At 72.2% G+C, this 17,388-nt stretch carries 18 protein-coding genes; 13 read left to right on the top strand and 5 right to left on the bottom strand.

What is annotated here, in order from left to right:
• The first annotated feature begins 5 nt into the window (after nt 1–5).
• Entirely contained in the window at nt 6–2,633 is a 2,628-nt protein-coding gene (locus ABT294_RS27695) for a transglycosylase domain-containing protein (RefSeq protein ID WP_350809193.1), read from the top strand.
• Nucleotides 2,634–2,718: 85 nt separating this feature from the next.
• On the opposite strand, the gene ybaK is transcribed toward ABT294_RS27695, so the two are convergent.
• Nucleotides 2,719–3,213, bottom strand: a complete 495-nt coding sequence (ybaK, locus tag ABT294_RS27690) for a Cys-tRNA(Pro) deacylase (RefSeq protein ID WP_350809192.1) — start codon at nt 3,211–3,213, stop codon at nt 2,719–2,721.
• A 20-nt stretch (nt 3,214–3,233) separates the two neighbouring features.
• Complete coding sequence (locus ABT294_RS27685; RefSeq protein ID WP_350809191.1) at nt 3,234–3,971, bottom strand: AraC family transcriptional regulator; 738 nt, start codon at nt 3,969–3,971, stop codon at nt 3,234–3,236.
• 54 nt (nt 3,972–4,025) lie between these two features.
• On the opposite strand from ABT294_RS27685, the gene ABT294_RS27680 reads away from it, so the two are divergent.
• The 10 genes from ABT294_RS27680 (at nt 4,026) to hisF (ending at nt 11,299) form a co-directional block, all read left to right on the top strand.
• Nucleotides 4,026–5,204 carry an MFS transporter gene (locus ABT294_RS27680; RefSeq protein ID WP_350809190.1) on the top strand — a complete coding sequence of 393 codons (1,179 nt, stop codon included), beginning with the start codon at nt 4,026–4,028 and terminating at the stop codon, nt 5,202–5,204.
• An 85-nt stretch (nt 5,205–5,289) separates the two neighbouring features.
• On the top strand, nt 5,290–6,612 hold the full coding sequence (gene hisD, locus ABT294_RS27675; RefSeq protein WP_350809189.1) for a histidinol dehydrogenase: 1,323 nt from the start codon (nt 5,290–5,292) through the stop codon (nt 6,610–6,612).
• Entirely contained in the window at nt 6,609–7,679 is a 1,071-nt protein-coding gene (locus ABT294_RS27670) for a histidinol-phosphate transaminase (protein WP_350809188.1), read from the top strand. Before hisD ends, ABT294_RS27670 begins: the two co-directional genes overlap by 4 nt.
• Nucleotides 7,676–8,269 carry an imidazoleglycerol-phosphate dehydratase HisB gene (hisB, locus tag ABT294_RS27665; RefSeq protein ID WP_350809187.1) on the top strand — a complete coding sequence of 198 codons (594 nt, stop codon included), beginning with the start codon at nt 7,676–7,678 and terminating at the stop codon, nt 8,267–8,269. Before ABT294_RS27670 ends, hisB begins: the two co-directional genes overlap by 4 nt.
• 16 nt (nt 8,270–8,285) lie before the next feature.
• Nucleotides 8,286–8,441, top strand: coding sequence for a CG2302 family histidine operon protein (locus ABT294_RS27660; protein WP_350809186.1), 156 nt, complete (start codon nt 8,286–8,288; stop codon nt 8,439–8,441).
• Nucleotides 8,438–9,073, top strand: a complete 636-nt coding sequence (gene hisH, locus ABT294_RS27655; protein WP_350809185.1) for an imidazole glycerol phosphate synthase subunit HisH — start codon at nt 8,438–8,440, stop codon at nt 9,071–9,073. Before ABT294_RS27660 ends, hisH begins: the two co-directional genes overlap by 4 nt.
• Nucleotides 9,066–9,395: a hypothetical protein gene (locus tag ABT294_RS27650; protein WP_350809184.1), complete on the top strand. Its 330-nt coding sequence runs from the start codon at nt 9,066–9,068 to the stop codon at nt 9,393–9,395. The genes hisH and ABT294_RS27650 overlap by 8 nt, the downstream gene beginning before the upstream one ends.
• The gene (priA, locus tag ABT294_RS27645; RefSeq protein ID WP_350809183.1) at nt 9,395–10,117 is read left to right on the top strand and encodes a bifunctional 1-(5-phosphoribosyl)-5-((5-phosphoribosylamino)methylideneamino)imidazole-4-carboxamide isomerase/phosphoribosylanthranilate isomerase PriA; all 723 of its coding nucleotides are present in this window, start codon (nt 9,395–9,397) and stop codon (nt 10,115–10,117) included. The genes ABT294_RS27650 and priA overlap by 1 nt, the downstream gene beginning before the upstream one ends.
• A gap of 25 nt (nt 10,118–10,142) precedes the next feature.
• The gene (locus tag ABT294_RS27640; RefSeq protein ID WP_350809182.1) at nt 10,143–10,541 is read left to right on the top strand and encodes a Rid family hydrolase; all 399 of its coding nucleotides are present in this window, start codon (nt 10,143–10,145) and stop codon (nt 10,539–10,541) included.
• Nucleotides 10,538–11,299 carry an imidazole glycerol phosphate synthase subunit HisF gene (hisF, locus tag ABT294_RS27635; protein WP_350809181.1) on the top strand — a complete coding sequence of 254 codons (762 nt, stop codon included), beginning with the start codon at nt 10,538–10,540 and terminating at the stop codon, nt 11,297–11,299. Before ABT294_RS27640 ends, hisF begins: the two co-directional genes overlap by 4 nt.
• On the opposite strand, the gene ABT294_RS27630 is transcribed toward hisF, so the two are convergent.
• The 3 genes from ABT294_RS27630 to ABT294_RS27620 form a co-directional block, all read right to left on the bottom strand.
• Complete coding sequence (locus ABT294_RS27630; RefSeq protein ID WP_350809180.1) at nt 11,296–12,657, bottom strand: glutamine synthetase family protein; 1,362 nt, start codon at nt 12,655–12,657, stop codon at nt 11,296–11,298. The two genes, hisF and ABT294_RS27630, sit on opposite strands and share 4 nt — an antisense overlap.
• 61 nt (nt 12,658–12,718) lie before the next feature.
• Complete coding sequence (locus ABT294_RS27625; protein WP_350809179.1) at nt 12,719–12,880, bottom strand: cytochrome c family protein; 162 nt, start codon at nt 12,878–12,880, stop codon at nt 12,719–12,721.
• A 183-nt stretch (nt 12,881–13,063) separates the two neighbouring features.
• The gene (locus ABT294_RS27620) at nt 13,064–13,693 is read right to left on the bottom strand and encodes a TIGR03085 family metal-binding protein (RefSeq protein WP_350809178.1); all 630 of its coding nucleotides are present in this window, start codon (nt 13,691–13,693) and stop codon (nt 13,064–13,066) included.
• Between the two features lie 115 nt (nt 13,694–13,808).
• Between ABT294_RS27620 and ABT294_RS27615 the strand changes: the two genes are divergently transcribed.
• Both ABT294_RS27615 and ABT294_RS27610 read left to right on the top strand, forming a co-directional pair.
• The gene (locus tag ABT294_RS27615) at nt 13,809–15,587 is read left to right on the top strand and encodes an ABC transporter ATP-binding protein (protein WP_350809233.1); all 1,779 of its coding nucleotides are present in this window, start codon (nt 13,809–13,811) and stop codon (nt 15,585–15,587) included.
• Nucleotides 15,584–17,374 (top strand): ABC transporter ATP-binding protein, encoded by a 1,791-nt coding sequence (locus ABT294_RS27610; RefSeq protein WP_350809177.1) that lies wholly within the window; start codon nt 15,584–15,586, stop codon nt 17,372–17,374. Before ABT294_RS27615 ends, ABT294_RS27610 begins: the two co-directional genes overlap by 4 nt.
• Nucleotides 17,375–17,388: the final 14 nt, after the last annotated feature.

Here is a 17,388-nt window from a genome sequence, read left to right as displayed (position 1 = left end):
TCTGCGTGAGTGTGCTCAGAACCATCGGGAGCCTCGTCCTGGCGGGAGCGCTGGGCGGGATCCTGGCGGCCGCGCTCGCCATGCCCTCGGTGGGCGGCGCGGGGCTCGCCGCGAAGAGCGTCGCGAGGACCTTCGTCGACCTGCCGCCCGCACCTCGGGAGACGCCGCTCTCCCAGGTGACCAGGCTGCTGGACAAGAACGGCAAGCAGTTCGCCCAGTTCTACGAGGCGAACAGGACGACCGTGCCGCTGGCCAGGGTCGCCCCCGTGATGCGCAACGCCATCGTGGCCATCGAGGACGCCCGCTTCTACGAGCACGGCGGCCTGGACGTCCGGGGCACACTCCGGGCCTTGCTCACCAACACGCAGGCCGGCGGCATCCGGCAGGGCGGCTCCTCGCTCACCCAGCAGCTCGTCAAGAACATCCTGGTGGAGGGCGCGCGCAGCGACCTCGAACGCAACCGGGCACGCGCCCCCAACCTGGCCCGCAAGATCACCGAGCTGCGGTACGCGCTGGCGCTGGAGAAGAAGTACACCAAGGACGAGATCCTGGAGAAGTACCTCAACATCGCCTACTTCGGCGCGGGCGCGCACGGGGTCGAGGCGGCGGCCAGGCGCTTCTTCTCCACCACTGCCGCCAGGCTGACACTGCCCCAGGCGGCCACGCTGGCGGGCGCCGTGCGCATGCCGTACGCGACCGACCCCTCGCTCGGCCGGACGCACCTGGTGCGGCTCAAGGAGCGCAGGAACCTCGTCCTCGACCGGATGGCCGAGAACCACCTCATCACCCCGGCCCAGGCGAAGGCGGCCCAGCGCACCGGGCTCGACCTCAAGCTCCGCCCGGAGCCCGGCGGGTGCGGGCAGAGCGAGTACCCGTACTACTGCGTGTACGTGCAGCGCGAGCTGCTGACCAACCCGGCGTTCGGCAACACGGCCGCGGAACGGCAGGCGCGGATGTCCAAGGGCGGCCTGGTGATCAGGACCAGCCTGGACCCGACGGCGCAGCACGCCGCCGAGCGGGCCATCCGTCGGCGCGTCCACCCCGCGGACTCCCAGGTGGCGGCCGAGGCCATGATCGAACCCGGCACCGGACGGATCAGGGCGATCACCGCGAGCAAGGAGTTCGGCCGCAACCCCGGCAACAAGAAGAACGGCCCGCGCACCACGTTCAACCTCGCCGCGGACGTGATGCACGGCGGCGGCCAGGGCTTCCAGGCCGGCTCCACGTTCAAGGCGTTCACCCTGGCCACCGCGCTCCAGCAGGGCTGGCGGTTCGGCGACGGCTTCAACACGCCCGGCGAGCTGGTGCCCGCCCACGGCTACCGCGACTGCTCGGGCAAGCGGGTGAACGACCCCCACGCCCGCATCCTCAACGCCAGCGGCGAAGGCACCGGCGGCCCGCACAGCCTGGAGACCGGCACGTGGCAGTCGGTCAACATCTTCTACATGATGCTGGAGCGCAAGGTCGGCCTGTGCAACGTGGTCAAGACCGCCAAGGCGCTCGGCGTCAGCAGGGCCGACGGCACGCCGCTGCGCGAGGTGCCCACGTTCACGCTCGGCGTGAACGAGATGGACCCGGTGACGGTGGCGGCCGCGTTCGCCACGTTCGCGGCGCGCGGCCAGTACTGCCGGCCCCTGGCGATCGTGGACATCGTCGACAGCGACGGCCGCAGGAACCACATCCCGCCCTCCTGCGAGCAGACCCTCGACCGGGGCGTGGCGGACGCGGTCAACTACGTCCTGTCGGGCGTGTTCGCCAAGGGCACCATGAGAGGCCAGAGCCCGGGCAGGCCCGCGGCGGGCAAGACGGGCACCAACAACGGCTACACCTCCGCCTGGTTCGCCGGCTACACCCCGAACCTGGCGGCGGCGGTCAGCGTCGGCGACATCCGCGGCTCCTACAAGTTCCCGCTCACGGGGGTGGAGATCGGCGGCGAGTACTACGGGTCGGTGCAGGGGGCGTCCCTGCCGGGGCCCATCTGGGTGGACTCCATGGACGCGGCGCTGCGCCGCACCCCGCCGAGAGGTTTCCGCGGCCCCGACATGGGACGCTTCGGCGGCGGCTTCACGCCGGGCCTGAAGGAGGCCGAGGAGAAGGCGAGGCACCGCGACGGCCGGGACGGGCGCGGCGGTCGTGACGGCCGTGACCCCCGTGACGGCCTGGGCGGCGCCGACCTGGGCACCGGCCTGGGGGGCGCCGACCCGTGGGGTGGCCTGGGCGGCGCTGATCCGGGAGGCGCCGACCAAGGTGGCGTTGTCCCGGGTGACGTCGGCCAGGGGGGTTTCGGTCAGGGGCGTGACAACCGTCGCGACCGGCCCGGGGCCGACATCCACCGCGACGTCCGTCGCGACCCGTTCGGGGCCGATGTCCGCCGTGACGTGCGCCGCGACCCGCTTGGGGCGGACGTCCGCCGTGACGTGCGCCGCGGCCTGCCCGAGGCGGACATCCGCCGTGACGTCCGCCGGGACGTCCCACGTGACGTCCGCCGTGACCCGCCTGGAGCCGACATTCGCCGCGACATGCGCCGCGACGTCGGCCGTTTCGGCCAACGCCCTGATCAGCAGCGGCCGACGATCAGGCGTCCCCAGCGCGACCCGTTCGTACGGTGGCGCCAGCAACGCCGAGGCCGATAGGGCGGTGTGGCCGCCCTCCGGCACCCCCCGGGTGGGCGTCGCTGAGTGTGGGGCGGGCGATGGGGGTGTGGGGGCGGCCGCTGGGTCAGCCGGCCTTGCCGATGGGGGCGGTGACGGCTCTGGTCAGGGTGATGAGGTTGGCGGGTGCGGTCTCGATCTGGAGGCCGCGCTTGCCCGCCGAGAAGTAGATCGTGTCGAAGTCCAGCGCGGACGAGTCGACCACCGTGGGCAGCTGCTTGCGCTGGCCGAGCGGGCTGATGCCGCCGACCACGTAGCCGGTCACCCGCTCCACCTTGGCAGCGTCGGCCATCGCGGCCCGCTTGCTCTTGAGCGCCGTCGCCAGCGCCTTGAGGTCGAGCTTGCCCGACACGGGGACGACCGCCACGGCGAGCCCGCTCTCCACCTCGGCCACGAGCGTCTTGAAGATCCGCTCGTGGGGCACGCCGAGCGCGTCGGCCGCCTCCTCGCCGTACGCCTGGGCGGCGGCGTCGTGCTCGTACGGGTGGAGCGTGAACTCCACTTTGGACCTGGTCAGCGCCACGGTAGCCGGGGTGCCTCCCTTGGCTTTCGATGTGCTCACGACAGACCAGTGTAGCGAATCTACAATGTAAAGGCGCGGCCGGGGGTGTACCCGAGCGTGCGCCGGAACACGTCGATGAAGGCGCTCGCGGTCGCCCACCCGCAGCGGTGCGCGACCGTGGTGACCGGGAGGCCGTCGGCGAGCAGCAGCAGCGCGTGGTGCAGCCGGAGCTGGGTGCGCCACTGCGGGAAGGTCATGCCCAGCTCCGCCCGGCACAGCCGGGCCAGGGTGCGGTCGCTGGTGCCCACCTGCGCGCCGAGTCGCGCGAGCGTGCGCCCGTCGGCGGGGTCCGCGCGCAGGATGGCGCAGACGGCCGCCAGTCGCGGGTCCCTGGCCGTGGGCAGGTGGAAGGGCTGCTCGGGGGAGCGGCGGAGCTGGTCGAGCAGGACGCCGCGCAGCCTGGCGCGCTCGGGACCGTCGTCGGACGGGTCCTGCGTGTAGGCGATGATCAGCTCGCGCAGCAGCGGGCCGACGGCCAGCACGGCGGGCCTGGTGAGCCCCAGCGGGTTGTCCGCGAGGCCGACGAGCCGCAGGTCGGTGCTGCCGTGGGCGCGGTGCTCGTGCACGGTGCCCGCCGGGATCCAGATCGCCCGGTTGGCCGGGGCGATCCAGGTGCCCGCGCCCGTGGTGACCGACAGGACGCCGTGCCGGGCATAGACGATCTGGTGGTTGTCGTGCCGGTGCGCGTCGATGCCCGCGCCGGGCGCCAGCGGGCGCGTCCCGGTGGGAGCCTCCGGCGTATGGCGGACTTGCGGCATAGATTGGCATTTTATTGGAAGCGGGCCAGAATGTCCCGGGGCGACGATCGACGGGTGGAAACGACTCCGGAGCAGGTCACGGCGCCCCGGCGCCGACAGGTGAACAGGATTCCGGTGCTGGCCGCCGGCCACGCCGGCGTGGACGTCTACCAGGGCGCGGTGCCCGCGCTCGTCCCGTTCCTCGTGGCGGAGCGCGGCTACGGCTACGTCGCGGCGTCGGGGATCGTGCTGGCGGCGACGCTGCTGTCGTCGGTGGTGCAGCCGGTGTTCGGCGCGCTCACCGACCGGTGGCGGATGCCGTGGCTGATCCCGGTCAGCATGGCGACGGCCGGGCTCGGGGTGGCGCTCAGCGGCGTCGCCGGCTCGTACGTGCTGACCTGGCTGGCGGTGGCGCTGTCGGGGCTCGGGGTGGCGGCGTACCACCCGGAGTCGGCGCGGCTGGCCAGGATCGCCAGCGAGGGCAGCCACGTCCGGATGAGCTGGTTCTCGCTGGGCGGCACCCTCGGCTTCGCCTGCTCCCCGATCCTGGTGACACCGCTGCTGTCGGCCGGGGGGCTGGGTGCGTCCCCCTGGCTCGTCGTGCCGGGCCTGGTGGGGGCGGCGCTCACGGTCACGGTGCTGGGCTCGCCGGCCCGGCGCGACGGAGGCGGCGGCGCGGCGCGGCACGCGGGCGGCCGGGACGACTGGCCCGCGTTCACCCGCCTCACGCTGGTGATCGTCTGCCGGTCGGTCGCCTACGTCGGGCTCAGCGCGTTCGTGGCGCTCTACCTGGGCGGCGGCGCGGCGGGGGCGGTCGCGCTGTTCGTGCTGTTCGGAGGCGGCGCGGTCGGCACCGTGCTGGGCGGCAGGCTGGCCGGGCGGTGGGGCCGGGTGCGCACCATGTGGCTGGCCTACGCGGCGGCGGTCCCGGCGATGGCGGGCGTGGTCCTGGCTCCGGGCTGGACGGCGTACGCGTTCGTCGCGGCCGCCTCGATCACCCTGTACGTGCCGTTCTCGCTGCACGTGACGCTCGGCCAGGACTTCCTGCCCAACCGGGTGGGGACCGCCGGCGGCGTCACCCTCGGCCTGGCCGTCAGCGTCGGCGGCCTGACCAGCCCGCTGGTCGGCGCCCTGGCGGAGGCCACCTCCCTGAGGCTGGCTCTGGGGGTCCTGGCCGTCTTCCCGGCCCTGTCGTGCCTGCTCGCCCGCACGCTGACGGACCCCGCGCCCGTCGCCGGGCAGGCCGGGCGGTGAAGTCCCGTCTGGGGCGGCGTCTCAGGCATACGTCCGCATGATGGACAAGACGGGAGTCACCAGCCGGACTCCGTAGACTAGGTGGGTGATTTCCCGTATTGACATGCGTGGTTCTCTGCCGGAGAACCTGCGCGACGTGCTGCCCCGCGCCGAACTCGACGTCGAGGCCGCCCTGGAGAAGGTGCGGCCGATCTGCGACGAGGTGCGCCATCGCGGGGCGGCAGCCGTACGGGAGCTGACCGCCAGGTTCGACGGTGTCGAGATCGAGTCCGCCCGCGTGTCGCCGGAGGCGATCAAGCGGGCGCTGGAGGAGCTGCGCCCCGAGGTGCGCGCGGCTCTGGAGGAGTCGATCCGCCGGGCCCGGCTGGTCCACCGCGACCAGCGGCGTTCCGACGTCACGACGGAGGTGGTCCCCGGCGGCACCGTGACCGAGCGGTGGGTGCCGGTCGACCGGGTCGGGCTGTACGTGCCCGGCGGGCGGGCGGTGTACCCGTCCAGCGTGGTGATGAACGTGGTCCCGGCGCAGGAGGCGGGGGTCGGGTCGCTGGCCGTCACGAGCCCCGCGCAGAAGGACTTCGGCGGGCTGCCGCACCCCACGATCCTGGCCGCGTGCGCGCTGCTCGGCGTCGACGAGGTGTACGCCGTGGGCGGCGCGCAGGCCGTGGCCATGTTCGCGTACGGCACCGAGGAGTGCCCGCCCGCCACCATGGTGACGGGCCCGGGCAACATCTGGGTGGCGGCGGCCAAGCGGCTGCTCAAGGGCCGCATCGGCATCGACTCCGAGGCGGGCCCCACCGAGATCGCCGTCCTCGCCGACGGCGGCGCCGACCCGGTGCACGTGGCGGCCGACCTGATCAGCCAGGCCGAGCACGATGTGATCGCCGCCGCGGTGCTGGTCACCGACAGCGCCGAGCTGGCCGAGGCGGTCGAGAGGGAGCTGCAGGCGCAGGTGGCCGTGACCAAGCACGCCGACCGCGTCGCCGAGGCGCTCGGCGGCAGGCAGTCGGGCATCGTCCTGGTCGACTCGATCGACGACGGCGTCAAGGTGGTCGACGCCTACGCCGCCGAGCACCTGGAGATCCACACGGCCGACGCGGCCGGGGTGGCGGCCAGGGTCAGGAACGCCGGCGCGATCTTCGTCGGCACGTACGCGCCGGTCTCTCTCGGCGACTACCTGGCGGGTTCCAACCACGTGCTGCCCACGGGCGGCTGCGCCTGCCACTCCAGCGGCCTGTCGGTGCAGTCGTTCCTGCGCGGCATCCACGTGGTCGAGTACACGCGCGAGGCGCTGGCCGGCGCGGCGGCGCACGTGTCGGTGCTGGCCGACGCCGAAGACCTGCCGGCGCACGGCGCGGCGGTCCGCGCCCGCTTCGGCTGGCAGGTGCCTGTTCAGGGGGAGGGCGCGTGAACCTCGAAGACCTGCCGATCCGCGACGACCTCAAGGGCAGGAAGCCGTACGGCGCGCCCCAGATCGACGTCCCGGTCCGGCTGAACACCAACGAGAACCCGTACCCGCCCTCCGCCGAGCTGGTCGCCGACCTGGCGGAGGAGGTACGCAGGAGCGCCGGAGAGCTGAACCGCTACCCCGAGAGGGAGGCGGAGGCCCTCCGCGCCGACCTGGCCGGCTACCTGGGCCACGGCCTGACGCTCGAGCAGGTGTGGGCGGCCAACGGCTCGAACGAGGTACTGCAGCAGATCCTGCAGGCCTTCGGCGGGTACGGGCGCAGCGCGCTGGGCTTCGAGCCGTCCTACTCGATGCACCCGATCATCACGTCCGGCACCAGCACCGCGTGGGTGGGCGGCGTCCGTGAGGCCGACTTCGCGCTCGACCCCGTCAAGGCGGCGGCGGCCGTCGAGGAGCACGATCCCGACATCGTCTTCCTGACCTCGCCGAACAACCCGACCGGCACCGCGTTGCCGCTGGAGACGATCGTCGCGGTGCTGCGGGTGGCCAGGGGCGTGGTCGTGGTCGACGAGGCGTACGCCGAGTTCGCCAGGCAGGGCACGCCCTCGGCGCTCACCCTGCTCGGCGAGTTCCCCAGGCTGATCGTCACCAGGACGATGTCGAAGGCGTTCGCCATGGCCGGAACCCGGCTCGGCTACCTGGCCGCGCACCCGGCGGTGGTGCAGGCGCTGCAGCTGGTGCGTCTGCCGTACCACCTGTCGACGCTCACCCAGGCGGCGGCGCGGGTGGCGTTGCGGCACCGCGAGGAGCTGCTGGGCACTGTCGCCGCGCTGCGCGACGAGCGCGACGCGACCGTGGCGTGGCTGCGCGGCAAGGGGTTGACTGTCGCCGATTCCGACGCGAACTTCGTACTGTTCGGGCGTTTTCCTGACCGGCGTAAGGTCTGGGAGGGGCTGCTGGAGCGGGGAGTCCTCATCCGCGAGGTGGGGCCGCCAGAATGGCTGCGTGTGTCGATCGGCACCAGCGAGGAGATGGCGGCGTTCCGCGCCGCGCTGGAGGGAGTTCTGTGAGCCGCGTAGGCCGCGTCGAGCGCGCTACGAAGGAGACGTCCGTTCTGGTCGAGGTGGGGCTCGACGGCACCGGGCGGGTGGACGTGTCCACCGGGGTCGGTTTCTACGACCACATGCTGGCGCAGCTCGGCAAGCACGGGCTGTTCGACCTGACGGTGAAGACCGAGGGCGATCTGCACATCGACTCCCACCACACGATCGAGGACACCGCTCTCGCGCTGGGTGCGGCGTTCCGCGAGGCGTTGGGCGACAAGTCGGGCATCCGGCGGTTCGGGAGCGCGTCCTGCCCGCTGGACGAGTCGCTCGCCCAGGTGACGGTCGACCTGTCGGGCCGTCCGTACCTGGTGCACTCCGAGCCCGAGGGCATGGCGCCGATGATCGGCCCCGAGTACGACACCACCATGACGCGGCACATCCTGGAGTCGTTCGTCGCGCAGGCGGCTATCTGCCTGCACGTGCACGTCCCGTACGGGCGCAACGCCCACCACATCGTCGAGGCGCAGTTCAAGGCCCTGGCACGGGCGCTGCGCGAGGCGTCCGAGCTCGACCCGCGCGCCAGCGGCGTGCCCAGCACCAAGGGTGTGCTGTGAACGGAGAGGGGGCGGCATGACCGAGAACCTGATCGCCGTCGCGATGGTGTTCATCGGGTTGTTCCTCGTCGGCGGCGTGTTCTCGCTCGGCAAGCAGGGGCTGAAGATCGGCGCTGCCATCTGCGCGATCGGCGCGGCGATGGCGATCACGGCGGGGGTGATGTGGTGGTGAGCAGGAACGTGGTCGTGCTCGACTACGGCTCGGGCAACCTGCGCTCCGCCGAGCGCGCCCTGGCCAGGGTCGGCGCCGAGGTGACCGTCACCGCCGACTTCGACACGGCGCTGGAGGCCGACGGCCTGCTCGTGCCCGGCGTCGGCGCGTTCGAGGCGTGCATGCGCGGCCTCAGGAGCGTCCGCGGCGAGCAGGTGATCGGCAGGCGGCTGGCCGGTGGCCGCCCGGTGCTGGGCATCTGCGTCGGCATGCAGATCCTGTTCGCCAAGGGCGTCGAGCACGGGGTCGAGACCGAGGGCTGCGCCGAGTGGCCCGGCACGGTCGAGCGGCTCGAGGCTCCGGTGCTGCCGCACATGGGGTGGAACACGGTCAAGGCGCCCGCGGGCAGCGTGCTGTTCGACGGGCTCGACGCCGCCACCCGCTACTACTTCGTCCACTCCTACGGGGTGCGCGAGTGGGAGCTGCGGCCCGGCGACGGTTTCGTCGAACCGCTGGTCACCTGGTCCGAGCACGGCGTGCCGTTCGTGGCGGCCGTGGAGAACGGCCCGCTGTCGGCCACCCAGTTCCACCCCGAGAAGTCCGGCGACGCCGGCGCCGTGCTGCTGAAGAACTGGCTCGGCACCCTTGAGTAAGGAACGCGCGCGCCGGCGCGCCGAGCGTGAGGCGGTGCGGGCGCGCGCGATCCGGCTCAACGAAGAACGGCAGGCCCGCAGGTCCCGCCGCCGTGCCCGGCTCGCCCGGCTGACGCCGCGGCCGGTGCGGATCGCCCGGCAGGGCGGCGTGATCGCGCGCCGCCAGCGGGTACAGAATGTCGTGGTCGGCCTGGCCTTCCTGCTGGTGCAGGCGCTGGTGTGGCTGATCTGGGGGGCGCCGTTCCTGAGCTTCGGCGTCCTCGTCCTCTCCCTGCTGCTCGTCCCTGTTGTGATGACCCTCGCTTTCGACCGGAGGATCTGATGTCGTTCGTTTTGCTTCCCGCCGTGGACGTGGCCGACGGCCAGGCCGTGCGCCTCGTCCAGGGCGAGGCCGGCACCGAGACCGGCTACGGGGAGCCGCTGGCCGCGGCTCTGGCCTGGCAGGAGGCGGGGGCGGAGTGGATCCATCTGGTCGACCTCGACGCCGCCTTCGGCCGCGGCTCCAACCGCCGGCTGATCACCGAGCTGATCGGCAGGCTGGACGTGAACGTGGAGTTGTCGGGTGGCATCCGCGACGACGAGTCGCTGGCCGCCGCCCTGGCGACCGGCTGCCGGCGGGTGAACATCGGCACCGCCGCGCTGGAGAACCCCGACTGGTGCCGGAAGATCATCGCCGAGCACGGTGACCGGATCGCCGTCGGCCTGGACGTGCGCGGCACGACGCTGGCGGCCCGCGGCTGGACCGAGGACGCCGGAGACCTGTGGGAGGTGCTGGAGCGGCTGGAGTCCGACGGCTGCCCCCGCTACGTGGTCACCGACGTCACCAAGGACGGCACGCTGCGCGGCCCGAACCTGGAGCTGCTGCGCGAGGTCTGCGCCCGCACCGACAAGCCCGTCGTCGCCAGCGGAGGGGTCTCCTCCCTCGACGACCTGGTCGCGCTGGCGTCTCTGGAGCCGCTCGGGGTGGAGGGGGCCATCGTGGGAAGGGCCCTCTACGCTCAGGCGTTCACGCTGGAAGGCGCGCTAGCGGCGGTACGTACCTAGCGCGGGAGGGAACGCGATGCACAGCATGAGCAGCATGGAAAGCACCGGCTCCCGGGTCTTCTCGGGCGGCTTCTGGGAGGAGAAGTACGGCTACGCCCGTGCGGTGGTCGTGGGCGACCGGGTCGTCGTCTCCGGCTGCACGGCGAGCGTCGAGGGCGAGGTGCGGCACGTCGGCGACCCGTACCAGCAGAGCGTGACCGCGCTCGGCATCGCGCTGGAGGCCGTCGAGATGGGCGGCCTGACCCGCGAGGACGTGGTCATGATCCGCTACTACGTGGTGGAGCAGCACCACTTCGACCTGGTGGGGCAGGCCATCGCGGAGCTGCTCGGGCACGTGCGGCCCGCGTGCACGGGAGTGCGGGTGGCCGGGCTGGTCGACCCGAGGATGCTGGTCGAGATCGAAATCGAGGCACAACGAGCATGACGGTAGCGGTCAGGGTGATCCCCTGCCTGGATGTCGACGCCGGGCGCGTCGTCAAGGGCGTCAACTTCGAGAACCTGCGTGACGCGGGCGACCCGGTCGAGCTGGCCAGGCGTTACGACGAGGAGGGGGCCGACGAGCTCACCTTCCTCGACATCACCGCCTCGTCGGGCGAGCGCGAGACCATGCTGGACGTGGTCCGCAGAACCGCCGAGCAGGTGTTCATCCCGCTCACGGTGGGCGGCGGCGTCCGGTCGGTCGACGACGTCAACCGGCTGCTGCGGGCGGGCGCCGACAAGGTGTCGCTGAACACCGCGGCGATCGCCAGGCCTGAGCTGCTGACCGAGGTGTCGCGTCGATTCGGCGCGCAGTGCGTGGTCCTGTCGGTCGACGCGCGCCGCGCGCCGGGCACCACCAGCGGGTTCGAGGTGACCACGCACGGCGGACGCCGGGGCACCGGCATCGACGCGGTGGAGTGGGCGGCGCGCGGCGAGGAGCTGGGCGTGGGTGAGATCCTGCTCAACTCGATGGACGGCGACGGCACGCTCGACGGCTACGACCTGGAGATGCTGCGCGCGGTCAGGGCGGCGGTGCACGTCCCGGTGATCGCGAGCGGCGGCGCGGGGCGGCTGGAGCACTTCCCGCCGGCGGTCGCGGCCGGGGCCGACGCCGTGCTGGCGGCGTCGGTGTTCCACTTCGGCGCCCTGAAGATCGCCGACGTCAAGGAGACGCTGCGCACGGCGGGCCACCCGGTCCGCTAGAACACCCTCATGTGGTGGAACAGCTCGTAGGCGGGGTCCTTGGCGGCGAAGGCGGCCGACTCCGACCGCTTGACGGCCAGGTAGGCGCTGCGCCGTAGCGGGCCGAGCGCCTCCATCAGCAGCTCGTCCGCCTCCAGCGCGTCCAGCGCCTGGTCGAGCGAGGACGGCAGGCGGGGGTAGCGTCCTGGGACGGTGTCGGGGTCGACGTCGACCGGTTCGCCGGGGTCGAGCTTGCGGCGGATGCCGTCGAGCCCGGCGTGGATGACCGCGCCGAGCGACAGGTAGGGGTTGGCCGAGGAGTCCGACGGCTTCAGCTCCAGGTTGGGCTCGCCGCTCTCGCCCAGCGGGGAGCAGATCCTGACGGCGGCCTCCCGGTTGTCGGGGCCGTAGACGGCGTACGCGCTGGACCACAGCCGTGGCCCGAGCCGCCGGAAGCTGTTGACGCTGCCGCAGGTCAGCGCGGTCAGCGCGGGCAGGTGGGCGAGCAGGCCGCCGATGAACCAGTCGCGGACCTCGCTGCCCTCGGCGAACAGGTTGCGGGTGTCGCTCCACAGCGACAGGTGCAGGTGGGCGCCGTTGCCGGCCTGGTCGGCCAGCGGCTTGGGGGCCAGCGACGCCCACAGCTGGTTGCGCAGCGCCACGCCGCGTACCGTCTCGCGGTACAGGACGTGGTTGTCGGCGGCACGCAGCGCGGACGCGGGCCTGATCGACAGCTCCTGCTGGCCGGGCCCGAGCTCCGGGTGGTAGTGCTCGACTCGCAGGCCCTGGGTCTCCATCGCGTGCATGAGCTTGATCGTGTAGTCGTGGGCGGTGTCGAACCCGGTCGCGGCGTAGCAGAGGGTGTCGTCGAGTGGCACCAGCCGGTCGGGGCCGCCTGCCGGGTCGGGCAGGCGGCGGCCGAGGGTGAACTCCGGTTCGAAGGCGGCGATGATGTGGTGGCCGTCGGACGCCAGCTCCGCGACGGCGTCCTTGAGGAAGGTGCGCGAGCAGGCCGCCCACGGGGAGCCGTCAGGCAGCCGCAGGTCCGACAGCATCGCGGCGGCGCCAGGAGCGTAGGGGAGGGGGACGAATGTCGCTGGGTCGGGCACGATCCGCACTTCGCCGACCGGGCCCATCTCCTCGACCTCCTGGAGCTGGTCGAGGATGTTCATCGCCATCATGGCCACCGTGTGCCCGATTCCGGTGCCGAGCCGTTCGGCCAGCCGGGAGCGGGCGACCGCCTTGCCACGGGTCACGCCCCCGTGGTCGGCGTACAGAAAGCGGATCAGCTCGATCCCTTCGAGCTCGGCGCGCTCGAGGATGCGCCGGACGTCGGGATCAGGCTGGTTGATCTTGGTGGCTACGGGACGATCTCTCATCCTGCCTGCGTAACACGTTCCGAGGGTGTGGGGAAGCGTCCGACGCAGACAGAACCTCGGGTCACGTCAGAACATTGGTAAAGAAGACAGCCAACTGGTTGGCACCATTGACAATCCCATCGAACACGCCGTTGACCGCGGCGGCGGCTTGGGCCGGCCGGGTGAACAGGTAGAAGACCACGAACGCCACGAGCACGTAGGTGAGCACCTTCTTGACCTGCATGGGGGGCCTCCTGCAGTCCATTCCCAGCCGTATATACCCGGATCTGGGCGATCATTGGCATCTTCTATGAAGATGTTCTTGATCTTAACCGGGGGGCTTGTTTCCTAAGCCATGGTACGGCCAAGAGGTGGCCCCAGGGGGTCGCCGCGCCGTAATGTTTCCGGCCCACCGGCCCTGCCGGCCTCAGAGGCCGAGGCCGGCCTTCTTCAGCCGGGCGATCGCGTCGTCGTCGCCGGTGTACTCCACCCTGGCGTGCTCCTGGCGGCCGAAGCAGAACAGCAGCAGTTCGGCGGCCCGGCCGGTGACCTCCACCTTCGGGCCCTGCCGCGGGCCGCCGAGCGTCACGCCGCCGCCGAGGCGGTGCAGCACCACGCCCACCGGGGACCTGCGCAGCATCAGCCTGCTCGAGGCCGACACCCGCTTCCAGATGAGCCGCTCGAAGTCGCCGGGCAGCTCGCGCGGCTCCCACCCGGGCTGGGCGCGCCGCACGTCCTCGTGGTGGACGAAGTACTCCAGGGTGTTGACGGCCTCGTCCAGGAACGGCAGCAGCCCGTAGGGGCCGCCCGGCCTGCGGACGATCGAGACCAGTTCGGGGAACGGGTGCGTGGCCTTCAGGGCGCGCTGCACCGAGGCGGTGTAACCGGCGAGCGGCCTGAGCGCGATGCCGCCCGCCGCGTCCAGCCTGCGCTCGCGCAGGACCAGGTGGGCGGCCAGATCGTAGGTGTCCCAGCCTGTGCAGAGCGTGGGCGCGTCGGGGCCGAGCTGGTCGAGAAGGTCGCACAGCGCGGCGCGTTCGCCACGAGCGTGAGTCACGTGGACAACCCTACCTGTGGGAATAACGTACTGATCGCGAGTGATAGTGACATATGTAGAAATTTCGGGATGAGAGGAAGAGCTGCGAGTGGCTACCAAGGTCACCACGGCCGTCATGCGTCAGGGACTGCGTGTCCTGGGGGTGGCCATTCGCGCCGAGAGGGCGGTCTTCGCCGCCGCGGTCCTGCTCAGCGGCCTGTACGGCGGCATGACCGTCGCGTCGGCCTGGGCGCTCGGCTGGGCCACCCAGAACGTGGTGCTGCCCGCCTTCGACCAGGGCGACGTCACCGCGGGCGCGCTGTGGACCGGCGTCCTGCTCATCATCGGCGCCGCCCTGCTCAAGGCGGTAGGCGTCGCCGGGCGCCGGATCTTCGCCGGAGTCATCCAGTACCGGATGCAGGCCCGGTCCCGCCGCGACGTCACCAAGCAGTACCTGCGGCTGCCACTCTCCTGGCACCACCAGCACCCCACCGGGCAGCTGCTGTCCAACGCCAGCGCCGACGCCGAGGCCGCCTGGGCGCCCCTCGCACCGCTGCCGATGGCCGTCGGCGTGATCGTCATGCTGTTCACCGCGGCGATCGGCATGCTGATCACCGACCCGGTGCTCGCGCTGGTGGGCTTCCTGATCTTCCCGGCCATCGCCGTGCTGAACCTGCTGTACCAGCGCAGGCTCAGCCCGCTCGCCACCCGCGCCCAGCAACTGCGCGCCGAGGTCAGCGAGATCGCGCACGAGAGCTTCGACGGCGCGCTCGTCGTCAAGACGCTCGGCAGGGAGGCGATGGAGACCGAGCGCTTCCAGCGCCGCGCCCACGAGCTGCGTGACGCCAACATCGCGGTCGGCAGGGTGCGCGGCCTGTTCGACCCGATGCTGGAGGCGCTGCCCACGCTCGGCGTCCTGGCGGTGCTGGCCGTCGGCGCGCTGCGGCTGTCGACCGGCTCGATCGACGCGGGCGACCTGGTGCAGGTGGCCTACCTGTTCACGTTGCTGGCCTTCCCGATCAGGGCCCTCGGCTGGGTGCTGGCCGAGCTGCCGCGCAGCGTGGTCGGCTGGCAGCGGGTGCAGGCCGTGCTCGACGCGACCGGCTCGATGGAGTACGGCGCCAAGAAGCTGTCCGACTCCGGCCCGGCCGAGCTGGAGGTGTCGGACGTCTCCTACGCCTACGGCGAGGCCGAAGTGCTGCACGAGGTGACCTTCGACGTGCCGCCGGGCCGCACCGTCGCCCTGGTGGGCCCGACGGGGTCGGGCAAGTCCACCCTGGTGCAACTGCTCGCGCGGCTGGTCGACCCGTCCCGCGGGCGGGTGCTGATCGACGGCGCGGACGTCCGCGACCTGGCCTACGGCGACCTGGCCGAGTCGGTCGCGCTGGTGCCCCAGCAGACGTTCCTGTTCGACGACACCGTGCGTGGCAACGTCGCGCTCGGCCTGCCCGCCGACGACGAGGACGTGTGGGCGGCGCTCAGGCTGGCACAGGCCGACGGCTTCGTCGGCAACCTCGGCTCCGGCCTCGACACGCGGGTGGGCGAGCGCGGCGCGTCCCTGTCGGGCGGCCAGCGCCAGCGTCTCGCGCTGGCCCGCGCGGTCGTCCGGCGCCCGCGTCTGCTCATCCTCGACGACGCCACCTCCAGCGTGGACCCCCAGGTGGAGGCCAAGATCCTGTACGGACTGCGCGACGCCGCCGAGGCGTCGAGCGTCGTGGTCGTCGCCTACCGGATGGCCACCATCGCGCTGGCCGACGAGGTCGTCTACCTCGACAAGGGCCGGATCGTCGACCGTGGGACGCACGAGGAGCTGCTCGGCCGCTGCCTCGGCTACCGCAACCTGGTGACCGCCTACGAGCGCGAGGAAGCCGAGCGCGCCGCGATCGAGACGGAAGAGGAAGAGGTCAGCGCGTGAGCGTCGAGGACGTCCAGGGGATCAGGGGCAGCGCGGAGCGGTCGGCGCTGGCCACCATCCGGCGGGGTTTGTCGCTCACGCCGGAGTTCCGCAAGGGGCTGCTGGGGACGCTGGCGCTGGCCGTCGTCGCCACCGTGGGCAAGATCATCGTGCCGATCGCGGTGCAGCAGACCATCGACACCGGGCTGAAGGGCGGCGCCCCCGACGTCGGGTACGTCACGCGGGCGGTGGTGCTGTGCGCCGCGGCGGTGATCCTGACGGCGCTCGCCGGATATGTCATGAACGTTCGGCTCTACAAGGCGACCGAGTCGTCGCTGGCCACCCTGCGGGTGCGCGGCTTCCGGCACGTCCACGACCTGTCGGTGCTCACCCAGAACACCGAGCGCAGGGGCTCGCTGGTCTCCCGCGTCACCAACGACATCGACCAGATCAGCACGTTCATGCAGTGGGGCGGGCTGATGATCATCGTGGCGTTCGGCCAGGTGCTCGTCGCCAGCGTGCTCATGTTCGTCTACTCCTGGCAGCTCACGCTGCTCGTCTGGGCCTGTTTCCTGCCGCTCATGGTCGCGCTGCCGCGCTTCCAGCGCTGGCTGTCGGGCGCGTACACCACCGTCCGGGAGCGCACCGGCGACATGCTGGCGGCGGTCAGCGAGTCCGTCGTCGGCGCGTCCGTCATCCGCGCGTACGCCTCCGAGCGCCGCACCGCCGAACGCATCGACACGTCCGTGGACGCCAACAAGGCCGCCCAGATCAAGGCGCAGACCATCGTCGGCTTCGTCTTCCCGCTGACCGAGATCGTGGCCGCCGTCGCCATCGCCGGGATCGTCCTGCTCGGCGTCAAGCTCGGCCTGTCGGGCGACATCACCGCCGGGCGGCTGGTCGCGTTCCTCTTCCTCGTCACGCTGTTCGTCTCGCCCCTGCAGACCGCCACCGAGGTGCTCAACGAGGCGCAGAACGCGGTCGCGGGCTGGCGGCGCGTCCTGGGCGTCATCGACACCCCGCCGGACGTCGCCGACCCCGGCGAGTCGGGCCTGGAACTGCCGCGCGGCCCCATCTCCGTCGCCTTCGAGGACGTCGCGTTCGCCTACCCCGGCGGCGCCCCCGTCCTGCGCGAGGTGTCGCTGAAGATCCCGCCTCGCTCCCGCATCGCGGTCGTCGGCGAGACGGGCTCGGGCAAGACCACGTTCGCCAAGCTGCTCACCCGGCTCATGGACCCCGCCTCGGGCCGGGTCACGGTCGACGGCCACGACCTGCGGCAGGTCCGCTTCTCCTCGCTGCGCGAGCGGATCGTGATGGTCCCGCAGGACGGCTTCCTGTTCGACGGCACGCTGGAGGAGAACATCCGCTACGGCAGGCCGTCCGCCGGCCGCGAGGAGATCCTGCTCGCCATGACCGAGCTGGGCCTGGCCGACTGGCTGGAGGGCCTGCCCGCGGGCCTCGGCACCCCGGTCGGGCAGCGCGGCGAGTCGCTGTCGGCGGGGGAGCGGCAGCTCGTCGCCCTGGCCCGCGCCTACCTGGCCGACCCCGACCTGCTGCTACTCGACGAGGCCACCTCCGCGGTGGACCCGGCCACCGAGGTCCGGCTGGCCCGCGCCCTGGAAGGTGTCACGAGAGGCCGCACAGCCATCTCCATCGCCCACCGGCTCTCCACCGCCGAGAACGCCGACGAGGTGCTCGTCTTCGACGCCGGACGGCTCGTCCAGCGGGGGCCGCACACCGAACTGGTGGAGGAGCCGGGCGTCTACGCCGACCTGCACGCGTCCTGGGTCTCCGCCGCCCGATCCTGACCCGCTCACCCCAA

Source organism: Nonomuraea sp. NPDC000554, from assembly GCF_040300065.1.
Classification (GTDB): Bacteria; Actinomycetota; Actinomycetes; order Streptosporangiales; family Streptosporangiaceae; genus Nonomuraea.
This window is presented reverse-complemented; position numbering and strand designations above follow the sequence as displayed.

Bases quoted from the DNA above. Each gene is read 5' to 3' on its own strand.
- ABT294_RS27685 (WP_350809191.1), bottom strand. From the start codon at position 3,971: ATGCCGCAAGTCCGCCATACGCCGGAGGCTCCCACCGGGACGCGCCCG.
- ABT294_RS27660 (WP_350809186.1), top strand. From the start codon at position 8,286: ATGACCGAGAACCTGATCGCCGTCGCGATGGTGTTCATCGGGTTGTTC.
- priA (WP_350809183.1), top strand. From the start codon at position 9,395: ATGTCGTTCGTTTTGCTTCCCGCCGTGGACGTGGCCGACGGCCAGGCC.
- ABT294_RS27640 (WP_350809182.1), top strand. From the start codon at position 10,143: ATGAGCAGCATGGAAAGCACCGGCTCCCGGGTCTTCTCGGGCGGCTTC.
- hisF (WP_350809181.1), top strand. From the start codon at position 10,538: ATGACGGTAGCGGTCAGGGTGATCCCCTGCCTGGATGTCGACGCCGGG.
- ABT294_RS27630 (WP_350809180.1), bottom strand. From the start codon at position 12,657: ATGAGAGATCGTCCCGTAGCCACCAAGATCAACCAGCCTGATCCCGAC.
- ABT294_RS27625 (WP_350809179.1), bottom strand. From the start codon at position 12,880: ATGCAGGTCAAGAAGGTGCTCACCTACGTGCTCGTGGCGTTCGTGGTC.
- ABT294_RS27615 (WP_350809233.1), top strand. From the start codon at position 13,809: ATGCGTCAGGGACTGCGTGTCCTGGGGGTGGCCATTCGCGCCGAGAGG.